The sequence below is a fragment of the Candidatus Nitrospira salsa genome (assembly GCF_965152625.1).
On sequence record NZ_CBCUCO010000002.1, the window covers coordinates 937,387 to 960,449 of the forward strand.

Here is a 23,063-nt window from a genome sequence, read left to right on the forward strand (position 1 = left end):
TTTCCCCTACGAACGTCGGAACAATGCTGACAACCCAAAATACCCCACCGCATCTTTCATATTGGAAAACCACCGATTGAACCGGCCCATTTCAGGATTGGTCACATACTGCAGCGTGAGAACAATACGCTCTTCATTTTCCCCAAGCGGCGTCACAGCATGATGAAGTTTATCACCATTAAAAAAGATGAACGAGCCCGGCTTCGTATCCAGTGTTAACTCCGTTGTCTCTTTGGATGGATCTTTGGTATGCAATCGACATTCAAGACGGCTTGTTGAACGGTCAAGCAAGCCGATCAAGACCGTATAGCGCGCACCTTTGTAGTACGACGTATCGTAATGATAGCCAATGTGGTCTCCGGCTTCGGTATAAAAATACAAAGCACAGGCATGCGGATCATCCTCTGGACAGGGCAGCAAGCGTTCACCGGCAAGCTGACTGAGCCAGTCAATCAATGCCTGATCTTTATACAACGCCATCAGTGACGGAGCTGATTCCTTAACGATAAAATAGCTGACGCTTCCGCCTTTTTTATGCCCGGGAATAAAGTTGCGGTTCAGTTGAGGACGAACATGCTCAACCTCCTGCATCAAGTCATGAATCGCCTCTTGAGAGAGAAAAGAATCAAGCGCTAAAAACTCTCCCTGTTCGTGATACCTGCGCAACAAGGCCTGTTCATCTTGACGGTTGATGGCCTCACTGATCTCTTCTTTCATATTCGATGCCATAGTGTTCATCGGCATTCTCGTAAATCTTCTACGTTCATCATCAATATCTCTCGAAACACTATGTTGTCATTCGGTTTTTATAAATCTCCAATAATTTACCATGAATAGTTAGGTGCAATCATCTCTTTTAAAGCATGCACCTAATTCCTTACTTGAATCTGCCTGAAATATTATGACATATATTCCTTGACAAATGATGGTAAATATACCATCATTCATTAATGATCAGGAGAATTTCATGGATTAAAGCCGCGCACAAGACTTTCACCCGATTCCCGATTGATGCCCAAGACCAAATCATGACTACACTTCGACTCGCGGCCACAGGTAGAAAATCTCAACTCACGAAACCATTGAAGGGTTTTGGTTCTGGGATTCTGGAAGTTGCCCTGCCTTATCAGGGCGATGCGTATAGAACAATCTATGCAGTTCAGCTTGGAGAAGACATGTGGGTCATCCATGCATTTAAAAAGAAATCGACTCAAGGCATCAAAACACCCAAGAAAGAACTTGAAGTGATAGAGGATAGGATTAAGCAACTAAAAAGGGAGTTACAATCATGAAGAAAGAAAAACTGGAAGTCATCAGGGGCAGTGACAATCCTTTTGGAGATGTCGGGTTACCTGATGCGGACACAAAGCTAGTCAAAGCAGATTTGTGTGGAAACATCATCGACATTCTCGACAAAAAAGGCTGGTCTCAACGGCAAGCGTCCCTCCAGACGGGCATTGATCAAGCAGACATTTGCCGGATCAAAAATGGTGATCTGAAAGGCTTTACGATCGATCGCTTAGTTAAGGTTTTAAATAACCTCAACCACAAAGTTGAAGTGACTGTCCGCCCTATTCGCCGTCGAGCCCGAGTAGAAGCACATGCACAGCTTTGACCTCTGCCTTAGCCCAAAAAACTTAAGGATCTCTATAATGCATAGTGCAATTTCAAGCAACGACACCAATCGTCAAATGGTGACAGGGAATGGGAAAATGAATCGAAATGTAACTGCTTAGCAAATTCAATTGCATGGACCCCTTTAATGCCTATTTTTAATACTGAAGAAATGTTTGTATCAGTTAGTTGAAGTGTCTCGTGAAAAAACCACAATACAATAATTCCGCAGGACGCCTACTTGCAGTCCTTAACGTATTAGACCCCCAACAAAGGGCATGGGAATATCTTCCAGAGTTATATTTGAAAGTAGTGCATGGAGTGAGTTGAAAAGACGCGGCGTCTCGGGTTGCAATGGGTGTTGCAAGACATCCACACACAACCTCAAAAGAAGGAGACGCCACGATGCAAGAGCGTACCAAGACGGAGCAAAAAGATCGAGACACGAAAGATTCGCTGACGGACTTAATTCGGACGGGCGCACAACAGCTGATTGCCCAGGCACTGAAAGCGGAGGTCGCCGACCTCTTGGCCACCTATGCGAACCAACGAGATGAGCAGGGAAATGCCAGGGTCGTCCTCAGTGGCCATCATCCAGCGCGCGACATTCAAACGGCCATTGGGCCCGTGACGGTGCAGGTCCCCAAAGTGCGAAGTCGCCTGGGGTCCCCGGTTACATTTCATTCGGCGCTGGTTCCTCCGTATGTGCGTAAGACGGCTAGCCTGGAAGCCGCAATCCCGTGGTTGTACTTGAAAGGCATTTCCACGGGAGAGATGCAGCCCGCCCTGGAAGCCCTCGTCGGCCCTGAGGCCGAAGGGTTGTCGGCCAGTACGGTGGCGCGGCTCAAGCAGATCTGGCGGGAAGAATATGACTGTTGGCGGCACCAGCGACTCGATGTTGACCAATGGGTCTATATCTGGGTGGATGGGATTTATAGCGGCTTGCGAGCGGAGACGCAACGCTTGTGTGCCTTGGTCATGATCGGCATGAATGTCCATGGGGAGAAGCATCTGTTGGCCATGGAAGACGGGATGCGTGAGTCGACCCAGAGTTGGCGCGAAGTGCTGTTGAATCTGAAAGCACGAGGGCTCACCAACCCCGCGTTAGCCATTGGTGATGGGGCCCTTGGATTTTGGGCGGCGTTGGAAGAAGTCTTTCCCGGCACACGCCACCAACGTTGTTGGTGTCATAAGACGCAGAATGTCTTGAATGCACTCCCGAAAAGCGTGCACCCAAAAGCCAAACACGCCTTACAAGAGATCTGGCGGGCGGAGAGCAAAGGGCTGGCGGAGAAAGCCGTTGACGTGTTTCTCGACACGTATGGGCTCAAATATCCCAAGGCCACGGCGTGTTTGCAGAAGGATCGAGAAGAGCTCTTGATGTTCTATACGTTTCCAGCGGCTCATTGGCCGAGTCTGCGCACCACGAATCCCATCGAATCGACGTTTGGAACGATTCGCCATCGGACGGCCCGCACCAAGGGATGCCTGACCCGTGATGGGATGCTGCACATGATGTTTAAGTTGGGGCAGTGTGCAGAGAAAACTTGGCGACGGTTGCGAGGATTTAGAGAGTTACCCAAAGTCATCGCAGGTATTCAATTGACTGATGGCATGGAAGACACAAGCCCAAACTCAGTCGCCGCGTGAGCAACGTTTCGTGCACTAGATTTGACAATAACTCTATCTTCCACAATTGCTATTCGATATCGACCAGCCCAAGAAGGAGCAGGATCGTAGTGCAATGTCTATGACTGCGCTGGTGGAAATACAACGACTGCATCAACAATTCATAGAGGATTTGAACAGTACTCCAGCACTCAATAATGATCAACGGGAAGTACTTCTTAACGGCTTAACAAGTATCGTGCAAATTTTTTATGTACCTGCGGTCAATCAGCCAGTTCGAGGTATAACAGATGCTGAAAGAGCATTACTTAAAGTGTGCGCCACTAGCTTACCCTCAGAAGAAGAATTAACTCCCAACGACATTGAAGCTATTCGGTTGAGTATTAGAGAATTACAGGAACAAGTTGAGAAAGCGGAGGTCTCACTAACACTTAAGAAAATACTCCTCGAGTTAATCCGATTGAGCGAAGATGCTATTGCGCGATACAACATTCATGGTGCCCGTGGATTGAAAAAAGCGTTCAAACGTATGCTTGCCGAAGTTACAGAACTCTACTACCTGGACAAGAAAGAGCAAGAAAACATAAAAAACTCGTCAACGTGGAAAAAGGTTTTAAAGCACCTTCACAAGTTTGATGTTATTACCGCAAGACTAATGAAGTACCAGCCAATGATTGAAAAAGTTTTTCAGGTATTACTAGGAAATAATGCAGATAATATAGATGTTTAGAGTGGGTAGAACATTCACTTGACAAGAAAATATAAATTCATAATTTAATAAAGCGTAACAGAATATCCTATCTGGTCATGGAGGCCTCACACACTTTACATAATCTTTCAACGAAATTTGCCTAAAAAGTAGGATAGACTGACTAAATACATTCAAGAATTATACGATCTGCAAAACTCAGGATCAGGCAATGAAGGAAGAACGTTTTTCTCGCCGGTTCGGGCACGGCCCCAATGAGCGCGAAATCACAATCAGGGAAGACGCTCCCGACGAAGTACGTGGGGCCATCTTGCAAATAGCAAAGGCCGAAATCAAGCTTACCCCAGAGGACTTGCGAGATATACTATGTACAGTCCTGCGCCAACTACCTAACCAATCCAATTGGAGTTCATACCCCAATATCTGGGACGAGTGTCGGAATCTCATAGAGGGATGTCCTTGGTATCGTGTCTACGATTTCGTCGAGGCTCTCTACCGAAACCTTGAAGAATCAGATAAATTTGAGGGGGCGACGCAGTGGCAAGATCTTATCAACGAATACTTTTTCGAAGCTGGTGTCGGTTGGCGGATGGTCAATGGACTACTCGAGACTCGAGGGCCTGAGGCATTCGCATCTTTAGTAGACGCGGCTCGCGAAAACCTAGAGCAAGCCGGACTTCCGACAGCTCGGAAGGAGATTCATGAAGCCTTGCTAGACCTTTCGAGGCGCCCTGACTCTGACCTTACTGGAGCCATCAGTCACGCAATGGGAGCTTTGGAGTGCACAGCAAGGGAGGTCAGTAAGAACGCACAAGCAACATTGGGGGAAATCCTCAAACGGTACCCCGACCTCTTCCCGAAGCCATTGGACGAGGCCTTGACAAAATTGTGGGGATACGCTTCCGAGAAAGCTCGGCATGTGCGCGAAGGACAAGCACCAACGCGCCTAGAGGCAGAACTGATTGTTGGAACAGCTTCATTGTGTTGCACTTATCTGGCGGCAAAGATTCATGATGTCCAGTAGTTCGCCCCTTACACCGACTAATCATGCTTACTTAGGTACACTTAAATTGAGGAAAAGGTGTATAGGGGAACAGACCAGAGGACATGGACTTAGCCGGACAAACCTGACAGGTCTATGAGGTAGATTTTCTCTTTTTGGAAGAAGCCGAGTTCTTCAGCATCTCCACTGCAGTTTGACGAATAACTTTCGTGACTTCCGCTCCCCCCAGCATTCTTGAAATTTCGTCCTCACGTCCTTTTTCCGCAAGTTGACGGACCCGCGTCACTGTTTTGTTTTTTGCTGACTCTTTTTCTATGTGATAATGGGCGTGCGCCTGGGAGGCGAGTTGTGGAAGATGCGTAATACAAAAGACTTGATGGTATTGAGCGACATCGCGTAGCCGTTTTCCGATCACACCCCCTACTCCACCCCCTACCCCCGCATCGACTTCATCAAACACCAAGACGGGGATTTCGTCGGCCTCGGACAGAACTGCCTTCATGGCTAACATCACTCGAGACAATTCTCCTCCTGAAGCAATCTTTGCCAGTGGATGTAGCGGTTCTCCAGGATTGGCTGAAAACATGAATTCAACCGTATCCTTCCCTGTAGGGCCAAACTTCTCAACATCTGACAATTCATCCATCTGGACAGTGAGTCGGACGTTACTCATTTTCAGCTCGGTAAACTCCTCAGCAATCTTTTTCTCTAATTTCTTTGCTGCCTTACGACGCTTTCCTGATAAGTCTTGCGCCGTTTTTTCTACTTGGCCACGTAACCCCTCAACCTGTTGGCGTAATTGCTCAATTTGCTGATCAACATCACTGTTGCCGCTCAGTTCGCTTTCCAATTCGTCATGCAACAGAATTAATTCATCGATTGACGCACTATACTTCTTTTTCAATCGCTGAAGTTTGGCTATGCGATCATCCAGGTCACCAAGCCGTCCCGGATCATACTCAAGCGTATCGCGATAGCTTCGAAGGCGGTCTGCATATTCGTGAAGCGTGACGGTTGCCGTTTCCCCTAACGGCGACCATTCTCTAACACTTACATCAATCGCCTCAAGTTCTTGAATACGAGTTGTGATGATCTGCAACTGTTCCATGACGGAGGCATCACCTTCATATAAGAGTTGATATGCGTGCTCCACAATTTCACCAATCCGCTCTCGATGACGAAGGCGTTGATGTTCTTGGGTCAGGAATTCTTCTTCGCCAACCTGAAGATTCGCCTCTCGTAACTCTTGAAACTGGAATTGTTTCATCTCCAGATGACGGCCCTGCTCATCACGTTTCGTCATCTTGTCAGCTAGTGCACGCTCCTGCCGACGCCACTCTTGGTATGTTTGAGCATACGACTCTCTCAACGTCTTCGTCCGGCCAAAGCCATCTAGGACGTCAAGTTGCGCCTGCGCAGACAAGAGAGACTGCTGATCATGCTGCCCATGAATATCAAGCAAGCGGCTTGTGATGATCTGGACACCTTGAATCGGGGTAAGAGCCCCATTGATATAGGTTTTATTTTTTCCGTTGCGGGAAAGGACTCGCCTGATGATGAGGTCGGTCTCGCCATCACTCAAAAGGTCCTGCTCCTCAAGTTGAGGAATCAGTGAACTGTTGGAAGGTAACGCAAACGCGGCTTCAATGGTCGCTTGCTCCGCTCCGGACCGAATATGTTCAGCAGAGGCACGACCGCCAGCAATGAGCTCCAGAGCATCAACAAGGAGCGATTTGCCTGCGCCTGTTTCTCCGGTGAAGACGATGAACCCTTCCGGAAATTCAAGCTGCAATTGATCGATAAGCGCAAAGTTGGAAATGCGGAGCTCAGTGAGCATAGAACCCCGTCATCGACGCAACGGGCTTATGCCGTTGCGGATGACTGTGCCAGGAGGGAATCAATCACTTGTTTAAATTGCTGTTTAGAGCGAGCACCAACGATTTTCTCGACTGGCTCGCCACCTTTAAAGAACAAAATTGTCGGGATACTCATAATTTGGAATTTTCCCGCAACTTCAGGAACTTCATCCGTGTTTAGCTTCATGACTTTCAGTTTGCCCTGATATTCTTGGGCTAATTCTTCGACGACAGGGGCAACCATTTGACAAGGGCCACACCACACTGCCCAAAAATCTACCATCACAATATCTGAGGATGTCGCAACTTCAGTTTCCCAATTTTCTGCCGTAGCTTGTGCAACCAATGTGGACACGCGCGCCCCCTTTGCTATACATGAGTGAAAACCAAATTCAGCAAGTCTTCATCCTAAACTGAGATTCCGGATACTGTCAACATTCTTACGCGTATCTCGTTGCTCGCAGTTCGTATCTCGTCGTTCGTATTTCGTATCGTGCCGTCGCTTCACGCTTGCGCGCCGGGCCTACTTCGCCGAAGTGGCTACGAAGGCTGAAAGCGCTACAGCGCGCAGGCACGAACGACGCTTCACGATTTCACCAATCCCATTTTTCCGGCACTCCGGACCACCAATCACCCGGATGGGCTTCTCGCCAAGCATTCTGTTGAATCCACATCTTTTCGGTATGTTTCGAATCCAGTCGATTGGCCATCGCCGAAGTGATATCAAATTGTTGACGAAGACCTTCGTGAATCATTTCTCGAGCCATGCGTGGCATGACGTTTGGTGGGTCAATGATGTCAATAAGTTTTCGTGAGGTCAGATTTAATGCCACCTGTCCCACCTTGACCCAGTCATCGCGTTTTTGTAGATCTGCGAGATACCCCTCGATCGCCTCATAAACATAGGCAAGATACACATAGCCCTCAACGGAAGGAACCTCATCCAAATACTTCTGACAAGCTTCAACCGCACGTCGATAATCTCCTGCCGCCACATACAGTTTAGCCCGATGAAGATGTGAGGCCGATAAAGCATCCTGAATTCGTTGTGTGGCAAACACGCTTTGAGGTGCAAGAAATCCGGCCATCAATACCCCGATGACTAATCCAACAACAATCAAAGATTGAATCCGTTGACCATTCATTGCAATACCTCCCTCAATATGTCCGCTCGTGCTTAGCAGGAGAGACGCCTTCTCACAGTTTCACGTCGATATCGTAAATTCCCTCATCATTCTGCCTGAAGGCGACGGTTATTATTATGTACTTTAAAACTTAACAGAGAGTCGTCGATATTCTTGTCATGCCAAATAGTCACTGATTTTGTTGTCTATTTCGGCGAAAACCTTTTTTAACCATCTAGAATGAATCTTTTAAATGTCAACTTCCTTAACAGAATACACCTCAATTTCATTGACTTTTTGAAATAGTTCTATACACTATTGCTCCAGTTTTCTCTCAATACTCCTACAATATACGCTATTCACGAACAAATATGAACGACAGCCATAGCTCAACTCCCAGGGCATGACCCTTGCCATATAGAACTGCGACAGGCAGGCACCCATTGAAATGCAATGAACCTGAGATTCCCCAACCCTTTAGTCATGGTGAATACGAGATGCCGAACGCAATAAAACATTTATGTCGATTCATTCTGAGTTTGGGGATTGTGATCATCCTGGTCGTGCTCCTTCCTACGGGAACAAACAACTCTGCGGCATTTTCTCCGTTCATACTTGTGCAAAAAAAACCTGACCTACAATCAGTTGTTGCTCAATCTCTCCTTGAAACCACCGCACCGCTCACTGACGACCGACTTGCAGCCCTCACGATCTACCTTGAAGCGCGTGGAGAGAGTTTTGCTGGAAAATTAGCGGTTGCTGCCGTCATTCGAAATCGAATGCATGCCAAATACCAGAGCGACGGAACTGTGAAAGGCACCGTCCTGAAACGTTTACAGTTTCAACCCTGGAATCACGCAACACCAGAGGATGTTCGGCATAGAATTAGTGAATCACGAATGCAGGATAGTTTGCTAGCTTGGCGGATGGTACAGGATGGAAGAAAAATCGTACAAGGCGCACTCTTATTTTATAACCCTCGATTAGTTGAGACTCCCAGATGGGCCACGGTCAGTCATAAAGTTGCCTCGATTGGTGGGCATGAGTTCTTTGTTCCCCCTGGCCGGCTCCAGGTCTGATTCAGCTTTTGGCTTCGTCTAGTTTACATGACTGAGCCAATCGTTTTTTTCTGGAATGTCTTTTTTTTGACTGAAATTTCTGCAATTTCCCATTTGAAGCGTCTTCAAAATCTTTGAGCCCGACTCGTAACTTCCGCAGGGCCTCGGTATGCACCCGACACACACCCGACTCAGTTAACCCTAAGCGAGCCCCAATTTCCTTCATCGTTAACCCGTGAAAATAATAGTGCTGCAACACATCTTGCTGCCGAGTCGATAATTTCGCCAGAGCCACATCAAGCGCTTGATTAGACTCTGACGATAAGCACACAGCATATGGATCCAATTGTTCTTCATCGGGCAACACGTCTTTGAGTGTAAAGGTTTCTTCTTGAGACCCCATCGGCACATCAAGACTGAGCAATCGTGTTTCTCGAAGAGACGTGGCATCTAACTCTTCCTGCGTGACCCCCAAAAGTGCCGCAATCTCATCTCTGGTGGGATATCGTCCTTCTTTTTGCACAAACTCTGTACTGACCTGGCGAATTTGATCATTTCGTGCACGAACAGAACGCGGAATCCAGTCCATTGCCCGTATTTCATCAAGCATCATCCCGCGAATGCGATATTCTGCAAACGTCCAAAATTTCGTTTCCCGTTCAGGATCAAAGCGAGTTATAGCTCCCAATAACCCAATCACCCCAGCACTCGTGAGATCTTCAATATCGAGAGATGCCGGATTTCGTGAGGCTAAATTCCCGGCAATTCGACGAATCATTGGGAAAAACTCTTTTAAGATCTCCGCAGGATCTTGATGAGAAAGAGGAGAACCTGATTTCTCAGACGCATGAACAGGCACGTCCATGCGAGCCGCTGGCTCTCCAACATCAACATGATGAGACTGCTTGGCCATCCAATTCTCCTGAGTCAGCACACCCCCCGCGGTGTTTAAACAATCTTGTTCATGGCAAAAAAAAGCGTCCATCCTTCCGGATGAACGCTCATGCCATAGTCGCCTGAAATTTTCGTTCGGCAACCAGACGAACCTACAATCAATCAGAATCAGTGCAGGTCTCTCGGCTTTGCGTCCTACCCTTACGGATAGTTTGCCTTTATCACCACATTTCGTTAGATCATCTCATAGCACTACGTGCACTCCCCCCACGGCAATTCATATACACAGTTCCTCTATCATCTCTCTATTTCGGGACAATTCAGAAAAGAGTTAAGGCCTCCTGGAAGGCAACAACATTGAAGAACACGAGACGTTCCCCTCTAAGAATTCAGAACATGAAACATTCAACAGGAACGAATAGACAGGAAATTCTTGAAAAGAAAGAAAAAGAGGGAAAATCGGTTAACAAAATGAGAAGGCGTTTGAAGACTGATAGGGAAGAGCACCTCTCACACGACTACCCATCAGGTGGCACAAAGGAAAGAAAAGGAGGGTCGTCACCTGGTTCTTAAGAACAGATTCAACCCAATCACTAAAAACATCAGACAAGCAAACGACCCTGCAGCAATGGGCACAAGGGCTCCATTTTTTCCGAGTACCATACCAAAGGAATGCGTCACCCAAAAGAGGAATCCAATTCCCAAGGCTTGTCCGATGCCCTTTGCGACGGCATGATCACGAACTCCTGTTTTCAACAAACTGATGGCTAGCCCCAAAATCGTCATGACCAACGTCATGGCTGAAAACGCCACTCGCCCCCAATAGTCTGTGGCAAAACGACTACTACTGTGACCATCTCGTTTCAATCGCTGGACATACGCTCCTAGCTGTTTGAGTGTCATATTTTTCGAATCCAGCGCCAGCCATGTCCGGAAGTCTTCAGGAGTAAGAGGAAGCCCCAGTGCTAATTGCGCATAACGGTCAGCGGTCACTTCGCCTCCCGCTTGCACGACACGGCGTGTGGCGTCACGCAACTCCCATCCTTTGTTTGCATATCGTGCCTCTGGAGATTCGATAATTTCATGCAGTTGAAACTGTTCATCCACTCGATACAAGCTAATCGTGCTGAGACGCTGTCCCTCATCCTTCACCTCACCAATCTTGAGCAGTCCATCTTGTCCTAATCGCAACCACACACGATCCGGAGACACCGACAGTGCCGCAGGCTTCTTCTCAATGAGCACCGTCCTGACATAATCCGCTTGAATATTCGCGAGTGGCACAAACACCGCAGTAAAGCTAAATAAAATGGCGCTCACAATAATTCCAACGGCGAAGAACGGTGAGGCAACTTGATAAAAACTCATACCGCAGCTCCGCATCGCTGTAATTTCGGCACTTTTATTGAGGAAGCCAAGCGTTAATAATGTTCCCATGAGCGCAGCAAGTGGGGTAATTTGAAAACAAATATCTGGGATTCGGTAGAAAAAATACAGCAGCATGGAGGACAGATCCGCATCATATTTGAGAAATTTTCGAAGTTTTTCGAAAAAGTCAACCACAAGGTAGACCGTCAATAACGCACTCACGCACATAAGAAACACTTTGGTGTATTGGCGAAACATGTACCAAAACAAAACACCCATACGACTAATTCCTACTGGCTCTCACATAGAGAAACCCGGTTAAACCTAAGATCATCACGTTGGGAAACCACGCGCCGATAAACGGATGAACGACGTAGGTTGTGACAAGAAATTCTCCCATGATATTGAGCAAGTAAAATCCCACGATGATTCCAATGCCGATGGCGAATCCTCCGCTCTTCCCTGATCGTTTGGAAATGATTCCAATCGGAAAGCCCAGCAGGCCGAGTAACAAAGCCGAGACCGGGAAACCCAAATCCTTGTAATGCTCCATTAACCGACGGAGTTGTCCTGAGTCTTGCCAGTTTGAGGTATCCAAATCTTGAATAATCTCTTGATAACTTTTTCGTTGCGTCGTCCCCATCCCTTCTGGCGGCGGAACGTCCATCCAAAAGTCATAGGTTTCAAAACCCACCTCGTGATAATACCGCAGATCAGGAGGCACCTGATGAATGGCGCCATCCAACAACCGTAATCCCAACTGCTTTCGTCCTCCATCATGTAAAACCCGAAATGATTTCGCCACAATAATTAATGGCTTGACCGGATCACGTTGGTCTGAAATAAACACCCCTCGAACACGCTGCGCGTGTTTCGGGTCCGGAACGTAAATCGTCAGATTTGGGATCGGCTCATTAAACACCCCGGAATCAAGCGCCAGGCTAAGTTGATCCTCAATTACGCTCATCGCCAAGCCTTTTAATGACACATTGGACCAGGGCTGTCCCCACTGAGATAAGAACAATGTGGTAAAGAAGACAAAAATCGAAAACATCAAGACTGGAACGCTCAGTCGCCAGAGGCTCATCCCGACGGCACGCATAGCGATCAACTCATTATCGAAGGACAACCGGCTGAAGGTTGATATCGATGCAATTAAACAGGCAATGGGTAAGGTCAGTACTAAGAAGGACGGCATCAGGTAGGCAATAATTTTTAGCAGTGACCAAACACCCACGCCTTTGGACACAAGGAGATCAATTAATCGCAGCATCTCCTTGGCAAAGATAATGAAACAGAGCGCTGTCAGAGTAGAAAGAAACGGGGAAAACAGCTCACGAATGATATAGCGGTCCAGGAGTGTAAACAAAGAAACCTTGTGGGAAGAAAGAATTGCGTGTTTGGGGTCTTATCCGTTTACTTGCATAACCACGACCTTCATATCACGGACGGCATTCGAAAAGAGTACGGCAGTAAAAATACGATTGACCTATTCGAAACAAACTATCTTCCTCCGGCACTGTTGGCTTTCGAAATCCGCGCTATTCTGGACTTCATAATCAGTACCAAAAACAGTGGAAGGCAAGTCACATGGGCTCATGACGGAAACAATCATAGAGCATCTGGACCATACCAGCAATGAAACATCCTATCCACACGCCTCTCGTAACACCACTATCAACATGTGCCATTTCTATACGTTCTTGCCGGAACCTGCGACACCTATCCATCGAGGATGACATGCAAAACGGGCACACGATAGAATTCCACAGATTCACCTAAAGCATGGCCCTTGCTTCAACTTTAGCCAGGCTCTGAGTGGATGATGCCAGCTCAAAGTTAACCAGTTTTTCAACTAGTTCCCCTATTGATAACCGATTCGGTTATTGACACCGAACGTATTCTATGCTAAATCCTGCTGTCTTTTTTTTTGGATTTGTATCGTGACAAGTCACTTTATGTTTAATGCCGTAGAAAGAACAAACCCTTTCTGCGGTTTTTTTTTGTCTATCTCGTGTCTTGAATGAACCGAAACTTCTTTAGCTGATAGCGCTTCACGTTTCAGGTATGTACCTCAGCAAATACAACAGGTTGTTTCTTAGGCGATGCAATTAAGATTTAGCACACGACACAAGTATTCAATCACCTTAACGTTATAACTTATTGTAGGAGGTCCCTGTGAAAAGTAAAGGAACAGTGAAGTGGTTTAATGATCGAAAGGGTTTTGGATTTATTCATGTCGAAGATGGACAAGATGTCTTTGTGCATTACTCTGCCTTAGAGGGCGAGGGGTTTAAAACCTTAAAAGAAGGTGAAGCTGTCGAATTTGACCTTGTAGAAGGTGCGAAGGGGCCACAAGCATCCAACGTCACCAAATTAGGGGGCTAGGATAATCAGGAAACAGAAATCAGGAAGAACCCTTTCAGTTCCATTGCTCGAAAGAAAAGAGCTGTATGCGTTCACAAGCTTACTTAAGAATTGTGACATCCATGCGCTTATAACCGATGATCTTCCTGATCCCTGAATACGGCATTATGACAATCATTAGGGCTCCTGGTGTTTCACTAGCTCATTGTTCACAATGACTCTTGGAGAAACGTTGTGAATCACTCATTTATAAATATGGACTTATAGATTGGCTGAGAGCAGTTCGACTGAGAAGCAATAACGAAGGATCAATTTCAAGAAAAATCTCCTGTATTCTTTTACATGTTTTTGGTCTTTATCATTCTCATATCTAGGCACGTCTCTTACCTTGACTTCCAGAAAACCTGCCTGCTAGACTTCTTCGTAAGTAATTGGATTTATTATTAAAATTAATCAACGAGCCTATCGTGACCACACGGAGACTCGTTTGAGAAATATTACAATTTCTCAAGATACAGAGGGATTATGAGCGACTGGATGGTGAATAAACGACAAACCACTACTCATTCTTTCCACCAAAAGCTGTCGATTGAAGGCCAAGAAGAAGAATGGGGAGGTGGAACAAGTGACGAACAGCTCCCCGCTGCCCCTGAAAACGTCAAGGCAAAGCCAGACAATGGTCGCATCACCATTACCTGGGATCCAGTCCCTGAAGCCCTCTATTACAATCTCCACTTTCAGTCGACAAAGGGCGTCACCATTAAACCAAGTGAACTCAATCGACCCATTGCGAGCAGTGATGATTTCAACCCCGTCATTGGCCTTAAAAAAGAAAACGCCACCACAATTGAAGGCGCCATGAGCCCCTATGTGCATGACGATTTATCGAACAATCTCTGCTATCACTACGTGGTGACGGCCATTACCTCTGAGGGCGAAAGCCTTGAATCACAAGAAGTCATGTCGATCCCTTCCCCCTATTTGAACATCATGCAGTTTGGGGTAGAGGGCACGGATGATGGTGAATTTAGTTCACCGACCGGTATTGCCATTGATCATGATGGAAATATTTATGTGTCCGACACCGACAATCACTCCATTCAAAAGTTTGATAAAGAAGGCACGTTTCTCGCTCGATGGGGAGACGAGCCTGACTCTGAGGAAGGCAAGTTTTATTACCCTCGAGGATTAGCGACTTCTCCGGATGGAGTGATTTATATAGCTGACAGTGGGAACAACCGAGTCCAGAAATTTGATTTAGATGGCAATCTCATAAATGCCTGGGGGAAATTCGGTTTTGCATGGCGCGGTGCTGAGGCGGGAAAGTTTGATGTCCCCTGGGGTGTCGCGACTGATCAACATGGTTATCTGTACGTATCAGATACGAGTAATGCTCGAATTCAAAAGTTCCAAGCTGATGGAACCCCGCTACTCAAGTGGGGCCGTGATGGGGCCTACGATGGGGCGATGTTTTATCCGCGAGGCATTGCCGTAGATTTTGTCGGGAATATTTATGTGGCAGATGAAGGGAATCATCGAATTCAAAAATTTGATCCCCGCGGCAACTTTCTCTTGAAATGGGGAAAAGAAGGAAACGGATCAGGCCAATTTAAATCACCATGGGGTCTCGTCTGTGATGCGCTGGGAAACATCTATGTCGTCGATAGTGGCAATCACCGAGTTCAAAAGTTTGACTCCAGTGGAACCTTTCTCTGTTCTTGGGGCAATCGTGGACTCACGGAAGGTCAACTGAACTTTCCCTCTGGCATTGCTGTCGACAAAGAAGGGTACGTCTATGTGATCGACAGTGGAAACAATCGCCTCACAAAGTTTGCGCCAACCGAGGAAGAACTTGCGAGAGGACGAGAACAAAGCCAGACACAAGAACCTGCGGACCTTGCAACCCCTACAAATATGACAGTCAAATCGGGAGACTCAGAAAACCTTATCAGTTGGCTCGAGGTTCCAGACGCAGTCAGTTATAACCTTTACTTCAGCACCGTACCCGAAGTCACTCCACAAAATTCAACAAAAATTGAAGGTGTCACAACTCCGTACACACACCTTGGGTTAACGAATGCTACCACCTATTACTATGCGCTCAGCTCAGTGACTGATGAAGGCAGTGAAAGCATCCTTTCTGAGGAATATTCTGCAACGCCAACGCTGATTGATATCACCGCACCGCAAAATCCTGACCTTGTCCTTAACCATGGTGCTTCAATGACGAATTCACCAGACCTTGTGGCCACCATTTCTGCAAGAGATGTCGATACTGGCGTTTCAGCCTACTTTATGTCTGAAAATCCCATGACCCCGAGTGCAACCATGCCCGGATGGGTCGAAGTTGAGCCAGAAGAACGGTTTGGTGCCACTATTCCGTTTACAACGTCTGCCGGAGACGGACTTAAAACTGCTTACGTGTGGTTTAAAGACATCAATAACAATGTCTCCGTTCCTGCCAGTTCCAGCATTTTACTCAACACTTCCGGATATGTGTGTACCGGAACATGGGGAAAACCAGGTCGAGGCGCTTCGCTCTTACATGGTGGAGAATTCATCAGCCCACTCTACGGTATGGCCATTGATCGTCAGGGTTCACTTTTCGTTGTTGATAATGGCAATAATCGCATTCAAAAATTCGAAAAGAATGGAAACTTTATCCTCCTCTGGGGAAATTTTGGTGGCGCAAATGGAAGTTTCAATAACGCAACAGGTATTGCCTGCGACGCAAAAGGTGATGTCTACGTTGCCGACACCAATAATCATCGCATTCAGAAATTTGATGGCAAGCTTGGGCATTACCTCTCAAAATTCGGCTCTCGAGGTAATGGAGAAGGGCAACTCAACTCACCATGGGGTGTTGCGGTCGATCGAGTGCGTGGTTATATTTATGTCGTCGACAGCGCAAACTTCCGCATTCAAAAATTCGATGAGACCGGCGAATTTATTATGCAATGGGGCAGTTTCGGCAATAATGACGGTCAATTCTACTTTGCGAGAGGCATTGCCGTCGATCAAACAGACGGGGCAGTTTACATCGTTGACATGGGAAACCATCGCATCCAAAAATTTGACACCAGCACGAATGTTTTACCGCAACTCCTTGCAAAATGGGGTGGTGGCATCGGTGCAGGACATGCCAGTAGTGCACAAGCTCAGGAACCTGGTCAATTTCGCTCACCTTGGGGCATTGCGGTCGATGAGGTTGGTGATGTTTATGTCAGCGATACCGGCAACCAACGAATTCAAAAGTTCGACCGAGACGGAAACTTCATTACCCAATGGGGAGGCTTTGGAAACGCCGCTGGCCAGTTCAACTTCCCGTACGGCATTTGCCTGGATAACCGAGGCGGGGTGCTTGTGGTTGATAGTGGAAATATGCGGGTGCAACAGTTTGTTCCTGCAGAAGAAGCTCAAGATCAATTGCAAGAAGAAGAATCGATGGGTTTACTTCAGGAACAAGCAGAGCATTGACCTCTGAACACATATATTTTCATTAATTCTGTTCAATATGTTGAACCGCTTTAAGGAAGATTGCGTCAACTCAAAAATCTTTGGTCTTTCAGATATTCAAGAGAACCTCAGACAAGTGTCCATGACGATTCAACCGAATAATTCCATTTCTTAACATGTAACTGTATTTGATAGACCAATAGGCTACAGAAACGCTGTCGGCCCCCAGAGAATCACTGCAAAATAAAAGGCCCTCTCAATATGTGGGAAAAAGAAATCCGAATAGGTTTAACATTTGATGATGTCGTACTCATGCCTGCTCGATCAGATGTCATCCCAACTGAAGTGGATACCACGACAAACCTGACACAGAATATTAAAATTAATATTCCCTTGCTCAGTGCGGCCATGGATACTGTGACAGAAGGACGATTAGCCATTGCCCTCGCACGAGAAGGCGGAATTGGCATTATTCATCGTGCACTATCACCTGAAATCCAAGCTGGAGAAGTCGATAAAATTAAGAAATCTGAAAGTGGAATGATTCTCTCACCTGTCACCATTACCCCTGACCAAACAATTCGTGACGTTCGACATCTCATGGCCACCTATCGAATTTCTGGTATCCCGGTCACTCAAAATGGAAAACTGGTTGGCATTCTGACAAACCGTGACCTACGTTTTGAAACACGAATGGATCTAAAAGTCGCGCAGGTCATGACCAAGAATAATCTGATTACCGCCCCAGAAGGTACCAGCCTAGAAAAAGCTCGTGAAATTCTTCATGAACACAGAATTGAAAAACTGCCAGTTGTCAATGATGACTTTGAGCTCAAAGGCCTGATCACCATTAAGGATATTCAAAAACGTATTAAATACCCCTCGGCTTGCAAGGATGAGCATGGACGATTACGAGCGGGAGCCGCCATCGGAGTGGGACCTGATGCGGAAGAACGTCTTGATCGATTGGTCAAAGCTGGCGTCGATATTATCGTCGTCGATACGGCCCACGGACATTCACAAAGCGTCCTCAATATGGTGAAGTTTGTCAAAAAGAAATATACGGACTTGGACGTCATTGCCGGAAACATCGCAACCACTGAAGGCGCAAAAGATCTACTTGACTGTGGAGTCGATGCCGTAAAAGTTGGAGTAGGACCAGGATCAATTTGCACCACTCGTGTAGTGTCAGGGGCAGGCGTTCCTCAATTGACGGCCATTGCAGACTGCGCAAAAGTCCTACACGATCAGGGGATCCCCATCATTGCTGATGGTGGAGTAAAATATTCCGGTGATATCACGAAAGCCTTAGCAGCTGGAGCCTCCTCGATTATGATCGGATCACTCTTTGCCGGCACAGAAGAGTCTCCAGGAGATATGGTGCTCTTTCAAGGTCGCGCCTATAAAGAATACCGAGGCATGGGATCGTTAGGGGCACTGGAACGTGGGGGAAAGGATCGCTATTCCCAGGAGGGGGTATCACCAGCCAAACTTGTTCCGGAAGGGATCGAAGCACGTGTCCCCTACAAAGGCACCTTATCGGCACTGGTCTATCAACTCGTCGGAGGGCTCAGAGCTGGTATGGGATATTGCGGATGTCGGTCAATTCCACAACTCCAAAAGGAAGCCAAGTTTACCCGACTCACACAAGCCGGTCTCCGTGAAGCCCATGTCCATGATGTCGTCATTACCAAGGAAGCTCCAAACTATCGCGCTGATGTGGAGTAAGGGTCTTTCATAACACGAGACCAACCATGTCCATACGAGACATCACCCTATTATGGAGTCTGCCTACGATACGATAGTTATTCTTGATTTTGGTTCTCAGTACACCCAACTGATTGCTCGCCGTATTCGAGAACTTTCCGTCTATTCCATCATCCTCCCTCCCACTACGAGCTTCGAACAAATTTCCATACATAACCCAAAAGGCATTATTCTTTCCGGGGGACCAGGAAGTGTTCTTGAAGAAATGGCACTCAGCCCGGAAACCTCCATTCTGAATAGTGGGATTCCTATTTTAGGTATTTGTTATGGCATGCAAATTTTAACACACCACTTTGGAGGGAAAGTTGGACAAGCCCAGCATCGAGAATATGGACGCGCAGAGCTTATCATTGATGACAATGCTGATCTCTTTCAGGGTCTTTCCAGTGAGATGAAATTCCCAGTTTGGATGTCGCACGGAGATCGCATTGATCAACTACCAAAAGGGTTTGAAATCATTGCTCACACCAGAAATTCTCCTATTGCGGCCATGAAACGAGTCGAAACTCGACAGACACTTTATTGCCTCCAGTTTCATCCAGAAGTTGCCCACACAGAACATGGGCAACATATTCTGTCCAACTTTGCCATCGAGATCTGTCGCTGCCGTCCAACCTGGACGATGGGGTCATTCATCCAACAGGCCATTCAAGACATCCGCCAGCAAGTAGGATCTGGAAAAGTCATCTGCGCACTGAGTGGCGGAGTGGACTCTACCGTTGCGGCCGCATTGACCTACCAGGCCATTGGAGATCAATTGACCTGTATCTTTATTGATAATGGGCTTATGCGAAAACATGAAGTGTCCCTCCTCAAAGACACCTTCTCGACTCACTATCAAATGCCTGTTCAGATGCTCGACAAGACAGACGATTTCCTCCATGCTCTTCGTCGCACAGTCGACCCAGAACGAAAAAGGAAAATCATCGGTCGACAATTTATTAAATCGTTTGATGCCGAAGCGAAACAGATCGGCAAAGTCGATTTTCTCGTACAAGGCACGTTGTACCCAGATGTGATCGAAAGCGTCAGCACTAAAGGACCTTCAGCAACGATAAAAACCCACCACAATGTTGGGGGCTTACCCGCTCGAATGAAATTACGACTGATTGAACCCCTACGTGAATTATTTAAAGACGAAGTCAGAAAACTTGGTCTTGAATTAGGACTGCCCAGTGAGCTTGTCTGGCGTCAGCCATTTCCAGGGCCGGGACTCGCCATACGAATTCTTGGGTCTGTCAACGCAGAGCGATTACACATGCTTCGTGAAGCTGACTCCATTGTCACCGATGAAATTATGAAAGCTGGCCTCTCCCGCGACGTGTGGCAATACTTTGCGGTCCTGCTCCCGATTCGGACAGTCGGCGTCATGGGAGATCAGCGAACCTATGAGTCCGTCGTTGCCGTAAGAGCGGTTTCCAGTACTGATGGGATGACGGCTGACTGGGCTCAATTGCCCCATGATCTATTGGGACGTCTATCGAATCGAATTATCAATGAAGTCAATGGAGTCAATCGTGTGGTCTATGATATTAGTTCTAAACCTCCAGGCACGATTGAATGGGAATGATGCTCTCTCGTCCACCAACTGAAGTCAGGCTTCAAAAAGTTATAGCCCGCTCGGGAATCACTTCTCGTCGACAGGCTGAACTGCTCATGAAGCAAGGACGAGTCACCGTCAACGGAAAAGCGGTCACCGTCATGGGAACGTGCGTCGACCCGAAACGTGATCATATCAAAGTTAACGGCCGTCACCTCAAACCAGCACCTCCAGATGTGTTTCTTATGGTGAATAAGCCCGCAGGCTATGTCTCGACCATGAAGGACCCAGAACATCGCCCAACCGTAGCCGACCTCTTAGATAAAAAGTCGGTTAGAACCTTTCCGGTCGGTCGTCTTGACTACGACAGCGAAGGCTTATTACTGCTCACAAATAATGGAGAAATTGCACAAGCCTGTTTACACCCACGTTTCCATGTTGAAAAAACATATCTGGTAAAAATAAAAGGTCATTTATCAGAGGAAGCTCTGAAGAAATTAGAACAAGGCCTGACCTTGGAAGACGGGGCAACCGCACCGGCACGGGTTAGAAAGGTCAGAAAAGTTGCGGTCAATTCGTGGATCGAACTCACGATACATGAAGGTCGCAATCACCAGGTCAAACGTATGCTCCAGGCCGTTGACCACCTCGTCCTCAAACTGAAAAGAACTAAATTTGGCCCGTTAAATTTAGGAAACCTTCCACTTGGCAATAGTCGGCATCTCACTGACCGAGAAACCAATGCCCTGCGAGACCTCCTTCATGCACCTCACGAACCACAGAAACCGACACAAGCAAACAAAAAGGCACTCTGGGCCAAAAGCACGAAGAAACGATTGACAAAACACGGCGCCAAGACTAGCCAGCAGAACAGAGTAAAACATAGACCACGTCGTCCCGAGGAGTCATTGTGATACGTACGCATCGGTGTGGAGAATTACAGAAAGCTCATGTCGGCCAAACCGTCACGTTAAGCGGGTGGGTCCATGGTCGACGAGACCATGGCGGAATTTTATTTATCGACCTTCGAGATCGACAGGGTCTCACTCAAATTGTGTTCGATTCGGAAGAACAAGCTTCGGCACATCAGATTGCCAGCCAAGTGCGAAACGAATTCGTCATACAAATTTCAGGGTGCATTACGTTACGCCCTGACGATTCAATCAATCCACAACTTCCGACAGGAGAAATTGAAGTACGAGCAACCTCCATCACAATCTTGAATGAGTCTAAACCTTTGCCATTCGCTGTGGAAGACGAGACTCAAGCGTCAGAGTCCATTCGGCTGAAATATCGATACCTGGATCTTCGTCGCCCCAAAATGCAGCAACTGTTAGCCCTTCGCTCAAACGTTGCTCAACGGATTCGAGGCCTGCTTCATGAAAGCGGATTTGTCGAAATTGAGACACCAATCTTAACCAAGAGCACGCCGGAAGGTGCGAGAGATTATTTGGTCCCCAGCCGTGTGAATCCCAGCGAGTTTTTTGCACTTCCACAGTCACCTCAATTGTTTAAACAACTCTTGATGGTCGGAGGGGTCGATCGATATTTTCAAATCGCAAGATGTTTCCGAGATGAAGATCTTCGCCTTGATCGTCAGCCAGAATTTACCCAAATTGATCTTGAGCTGTCTTTTGTTGAACAGGAAGACATCCTGAATTTGACAGAACATTTGATTCGTGAGGTGTTTCACCATGCCCAGAATATTCAGCTCCAGAATCCATTTCCTCGCTACACCTATGATGAAGTCATCACGCAATATGGAACCGATAAACCTGACCTAAGATTCGACCTCCCTCTTGAAGACCTTTCTGAGTTTTCAAAGTCCTCAGACTTCAAGGTGTTTCGAACGACCGTCGAATCCGGTGGCCTGGTGAAAGGGCTGGTGGTCAAAGGAGGAGCAGAATTTACAAGAAGTCGCGTCGATCATTTCGTTGACGTCGCCAAGAATATGGGGGCAAAAGGACTGGCGTGGGTCAAAATTCTTGAAAACTGGAAGCTTGATTCAGTCATTGCAAAATTTCTCAATGCTGAAGTCCTCCAACACTACCTCCCCAATGCACAACCTGGCGATCTGCTGTTATGCGTAGCCGATACGCCATTTATCGTTCATCAAGTCCTTGGTCGTTTACGCACATATTTTGGCGAAGAATTGCAACTTATCCAAACTGATAGCTGGCAACCGCTCTGGATTCTCGATTTTCCGATGTTTGAATACGATGAAGAAACTGAACGATATGTCTCTCTCCATCACCCGTTCACCTCCCCCGCCCAGGACAGTCTCCCGTTCTTAGATACCGATCCACTCAAGGTCCGTGCACAAGCATACGATTTAGTCCTCAATGGATTTGAATTAGGAGGAGGAAGTCTCCGCATACATTCTGCGGCTCTCCAACAACAAGTCTTTGATCTGTTAGGAATTCAAAAAGAAGAAGCGAGAGAAAAGTTTGGTTTTCTTTTGGAAGCGCTAGAACTTGGAGCCCCGCCACATGGGGGGATTGCCTTGGGTTTCGATCGCCTGATGATGCTTCTCGGAAAAACTGAATCTATCCGAGAGGTTATTCCATTTCCTAAAACACAGAAAGCCCAATGTCCGTTGACTGAAGCCCCTTCTCTTGTCAGCCAGAATCAACTCAAAGAACTCTTCATTCAAACAACATGGAAAGCATAGTCCCAGA

The 23,063-nt window shown here is 47.0% G+C and carries 19 protein-coding genes and 1 riboswitch; of the genes, 12 read left to right on the forward strand and 7 right to left on the reverse strand.

All coding sequences use genetic code 11. The features are described from left to right. Positions 1-6 precede the first annotated feature (6 nt). The gene (locus tag ACWQXP_RS06120) at positions 7-738 is read right to left on the reverse strand and encodes a HalD/BesD family halogenase (protein WP_454061954.1); all 732 of its coding nucleotides are present in this window, start codon (positions 736-738) and stop codon (positions 7-9) included. Positions 739-950: 212 nt separating this feature from the next. Here ACWQXP_RS06120 and ACWQXP_RS06125 point away from each other — a divergent pair, with 212 nt between their 5' ends. The 5 genes from ACWQXP_RS06125 (at position 951) to ACWQXP_RS06145 (ending at position 4,976) form a co-directional block, all read left to right on the forward strand. Further along, entirely contained in the window at positions 951-1,292 is a 342-nt protein-coding gene (locus tag ACWQXP_RS06125) for a type II toxin-antitoxin system RelE/ParE family toxin (protein WP_454061955.1), read from the forward strand. Then, positions 1,289-1,615, forward strand: coding sequence for a helix-turn-helix domain-containing protein (locus ACWQXP_RS06130; protein ID WP_454061956.1), 327 nt, complete (start codon positions 1,289-1,291; stop codon positions 1,613-1,615). The genes ACWQXP_RS06125 and ACWQXP_RS06130 overlap by 4 nt, the downstream gene beginning before the upstream one ends. A 404-nt stretch (positions 1,616-2,019) precedes the next feature. Next, positions 2,020-3,264: an IS256 family transposase gene (locus ACWQXP_RS06135; protein WP_454061957.1), complete on the forward strand. Its 1,245-nt coding sequence runs from the start codon at positions 2,020-2,022 to the stop codon at positions 3,262-3,264. 94 nt (positions 3,265-3,358) lie between these two features. Continuing rightward, positions 3,359-3,973: a hypothetical protein gene (locus tag ACWQXP_RS06140; RefSeq protein WP_454061958.1), complete on the forward strand. Its 615-nt coding sequence runs from the start codon at positions 3,359-3,361 to the stop codon at positions 3,971-3,973. A gap of 190 nt (positions 3,974-4,163) precedes the next feature. Then, entirely contained in the window at positions 4,164-4,976 is an 813-nt protein-coding gene (locus ACWQXP_RS06145; RefSeq protein WP_454061959.1) for an AbiJ-NTD4 domain-containing protein, read from the forward strand. A gap of 112 nt (positions 4,977-5,088) precedes the next feature. On the opposite strand, the gene recN is transcribed toward ACWQXP_RS06145, so the two are convergent. The 3 genes from recN to ACWQXP_RS06160 all read right to left on the reverse strand — a co-directional run bounded on the left by recN (position 5,089) and on the right by ACWQXP_RS06160 (position 7,956). Continuing rightward, the gene (recN, locus tag ACWQXP_RS06150; protein ID WP_454061960.1) at positions 5,089-6,792 is read right to left on the reverse strand and encodes a DNA repair protein RecN; all 1,704 of its coding nucleotides are present in this window, start codon (positions 6,790-6,792) and stop codon (positions 5,089-5,091) included. A gap of 26 nt (positions 6,793-6,818) precedes the next feature. Continuing rightward, complete coding sequence (trxA, locus tag ACWQXP_RS06155; protein ID WP_447968097.1) at positions 6,819-7,166, reverse strand: thioredoxin; 348 nt, start codon at positions 7,164-7,166, stop codon at positions 6,819-6,821. Between the two features lie 238 nt (positions 7,167-7,404). After that, positions 7,405-7,956, reverse strand: coding sequence for a hypothetical protein (locus ACWQXP_RS06160; RefSeq protein WP_454061961.1), 552 nt, complete (start codon positions 7,954-7,956; stop codon positions 7,405-7,407). Between the two features lie 476 nt (positions 7,957-8,432). On the opposite strand from ACWQXP_RS06160, the gene ACWQXP_RS06165 reads away from it, so the two are divergent. Then, positions 8,433-9,014, forward strand: a complete 582-nt coding sequence (locus ACWQXP_RS06165) for a cell wall hydrolase (protein WP_454061962.1) — start codon at positions 8,433-8,435, stop codon at positions 9,012-9,014. A gap of 1 nt (position 9,015) precedes the next feature. Here ACWQXP_RS06165 and ACWQXP_RS06170 read toward each other — a convergent pair whose 3' ends face one another. The 3 genes from ACWQXP_RS06170 to lptF all read right to left on the reverse strand — a co-directional run bounded on the left by ACWQXP_RS06170 (position 9,016) and on the right by lptF (position 12,624). Further along, positions 9,016-9,906 (reverse strand): sigma-70 family RNA polymerase sigma factor, encoded by an 891-nt coding sequence (locus ACWQXP_RS06170; RefSeq protein ID WP_454061963.1) that lies wholly within the window; start codon positions 9,904-9,906, stop codon positions 9,016-9,018. Between the two features lie 115 nt (positions 9,907-10,021). Next, positions 10,022-10,114, reverse strand: a riboswitch (cyclic di-GMP riboswitch). A 331-nt stretch (positions 10,115-10,445) separates the two neighbouring features. Further along, on the reverse strand, positions 10,446-11,534 hold the full coding sequence (lptG, locus tag ACWQXP_RS06175) for an LPS export ABC transporter permease LptG (protein ID WP_454061964.1): 1,089 nt from the start codon (positions 11,532-11,534) through the stop codon (positions 10,446-10,448). A 4-nt stretch (positions 11,535-11,538) separates the two neighbouring features. After that, positions 11,539-12,624 (reverse strand): LPS export ABC transporter permease LptF, encoded by a 1,086-nt coding sequence (gene lptF, locus ACWQXP_RS06180; protein WP_454061965.1) that lies wholly within the window; start codon positions 12,622-12,624, stop codon positions 11,539-11,541. A gap of 809 nt (positions 12,625-13,433) precedes the next feature. Between lptF and ACWQXP_RS06185 the strand changes: the two genes are divergently transcribed. The 6 genes from ACWQXP_RS06185 to aspS all read left to right on the forward strand — a co-directional run bounded on the left by ACWQXP_RS06185 (position 13,434) and on the right by aspS (position 23,056). Continuing rightward, entirely contained in the window at positions 13,434-13,643 is a 210-nt protein-coding gene (locus tag ACWQXP_RS06185) for a cold shock domain-containing protein (protein ID WP_454061966.1), read from the forward strand. 504 nt (positions 13,644-14,147) lie between these two features. After that, positions 14,148-17,099: a 6-bladed beta-propeller gene (locus ACWQXP_RS06190; protein WP_454061967.1), complete on the forward strand. Its 2,952-nt coding sequence runs from the start codon at positions 14,148-14,150 to the stop codon at positions 17,097-17,099. 240 nt (positions 17,100-17,339) lie between these two features. Beyond that, entirely contained in the window at positions 17,340-18,806 is a 1,467-nt protein-coding gene (gene guaB / locus ACWQXP_RS06195) for an IMP dehydrogenase (protein ID WP_454061968.1), read from the forward strand. Between the two features lie 52 nt (positions 18,807-18,858). Beyond that, positions 18,859-20,415 (forward strand): glutamine-hydrolyzing GMP synthase, encoded by a 1,557-nt coding sequence (gene guaA / locus ACWQXP_RS06200; RefSeq protein ID WP_454061969.1) that lies wholly within the window; start codon positions 18,859-18,861, stop codon positions 20,413-20,415. Continuing rightward, positions 20,412-21,299, forward strand: coding sequence for a pseudouridine synthase (locus ACWQXP_RS06205; protein ID WP_454061970.1), 888 nt, complete (start codon positions 20,412-20,414; stop codon positions 21,297-21,299). The genes guaA and ACWQXP_RS06205 overlap by 4 nt, the downstream gene beginning before the upstream one ends. Beyond that, positions 21,293-23,056, forward strand: a complete 1,764-nt coding sequence (gene aspS, locus ACWQXP_RS06210; RefSeq protein WP_454062991.1) for an aspartate--tRNA ligase — start codon at positions 21,293-21,295, stop codon at positions 23,054-23,056. Before ACWQXP_RS06205 ends, aspS begins: the two co-directional genes overlap by 7 nt. Positions 23,057-23,063 lie beyond the last annotated feature (7 nt).

Coding starts and splice junctions, on each gene's coding strand:
- ACWQXP_RS06160 (WP_454061961.1), bottom strand. CDS start 7,956: ATGAATGGTCAACGGATTCAATCTTTGATTGTTGTTGGATTAGTCATC.
- ACWQXP_RS06165 (WP_454061962.1), top strand. CDS start 8,433: ATGCCGAACGCAATAAAACATTTATGTCGATTCATTCTGAGTTTGGGG.
- ACWQXP_RS06130 (WP_454061956.1), top strand. CDS start 1,289: ATGAAGAAAGAAAAACTGGAAGTCATCAGGGGCAGTGACAATCCTTTT.
- ACWQXP_RS06145 (WP_454061959.1), top strand. CDS start 4,164: ATGAAGGAAGAACGTTTTTCTCGCCGGTTCGGGCACGGCCCCAATGAG.
- ACWQXP_RS06120 (WP_454061954.1), bottom strand. CDS start 738: ATGAACACTATGGCATCGAATATGAAAGAAGAGATCAGTGAGGCCATC.
- ACWQXP_RS06125 (WP_454061955.1), top strand. CDS start 951: ATGATCAGGAGAATTTCATGGATTAAAGCCGCGCACAAGACTTTCACC.
- lptG (WP_454061964.1), bottom strand. CDS start 11,534: ATGGGTGTTTTGTTTTGGTACATGTTTCGCCAATACACCAAAGTGTTT.
- ACWQXP_RS06135 (WP_454061957.1), top strand. CDS start 2,020: ATGCAAGAGCGTACCAAGACGGAGCAAAAAGATCGAGACACGAAAGAT.
- ACWQXP_RS06190 (WP_454061967.1), top strand. CDS start 14,148: ATGAGCGACTGGATGGTGAATAAACGACAAACCACTACTCATTCTTTC.
- guaB (WP_454061968.1), top strand. CDS start 17,340: ATGTGGGAAAAAGAAATCCGAATAGGTTTAACATTTGATGATGTCGTA.
- ACWQXP_RS06205 (WP_454061970.1), top strand. CDS start 20,412: ATGATGCTCTCTCGTCCACCAACTGAAGTCAGGCTTCAAAAAGTTATA.
- ACWQXP_RS06140 (WP_454061958.1), top strand. CDS start 3,359: ATGTCTATGACTGCGCTGGTGGAAATACAACGACTGCATCAACAATTC.
- ACWQXP_RS06170 (WP_454061963.1), bottom strand. CDS start 9,906: ATGGCCAAGCAGTCTCATCATGTTGATGTTGGAGAGCCAGCGGCTCGC.
- recN (WP_454061960.1), bottom strand. CDS start 6,792: ATGCTCACTGAGCTCCGCATTTCCAACTTTGCGCTTATCGATCAATTG.
- guaA (WP_454061969.1), top strand. CDS start 18,859: ATGGAGTCTGCCTACGATACGATAGTTATTCTTGATTTTGGTTCTCAG.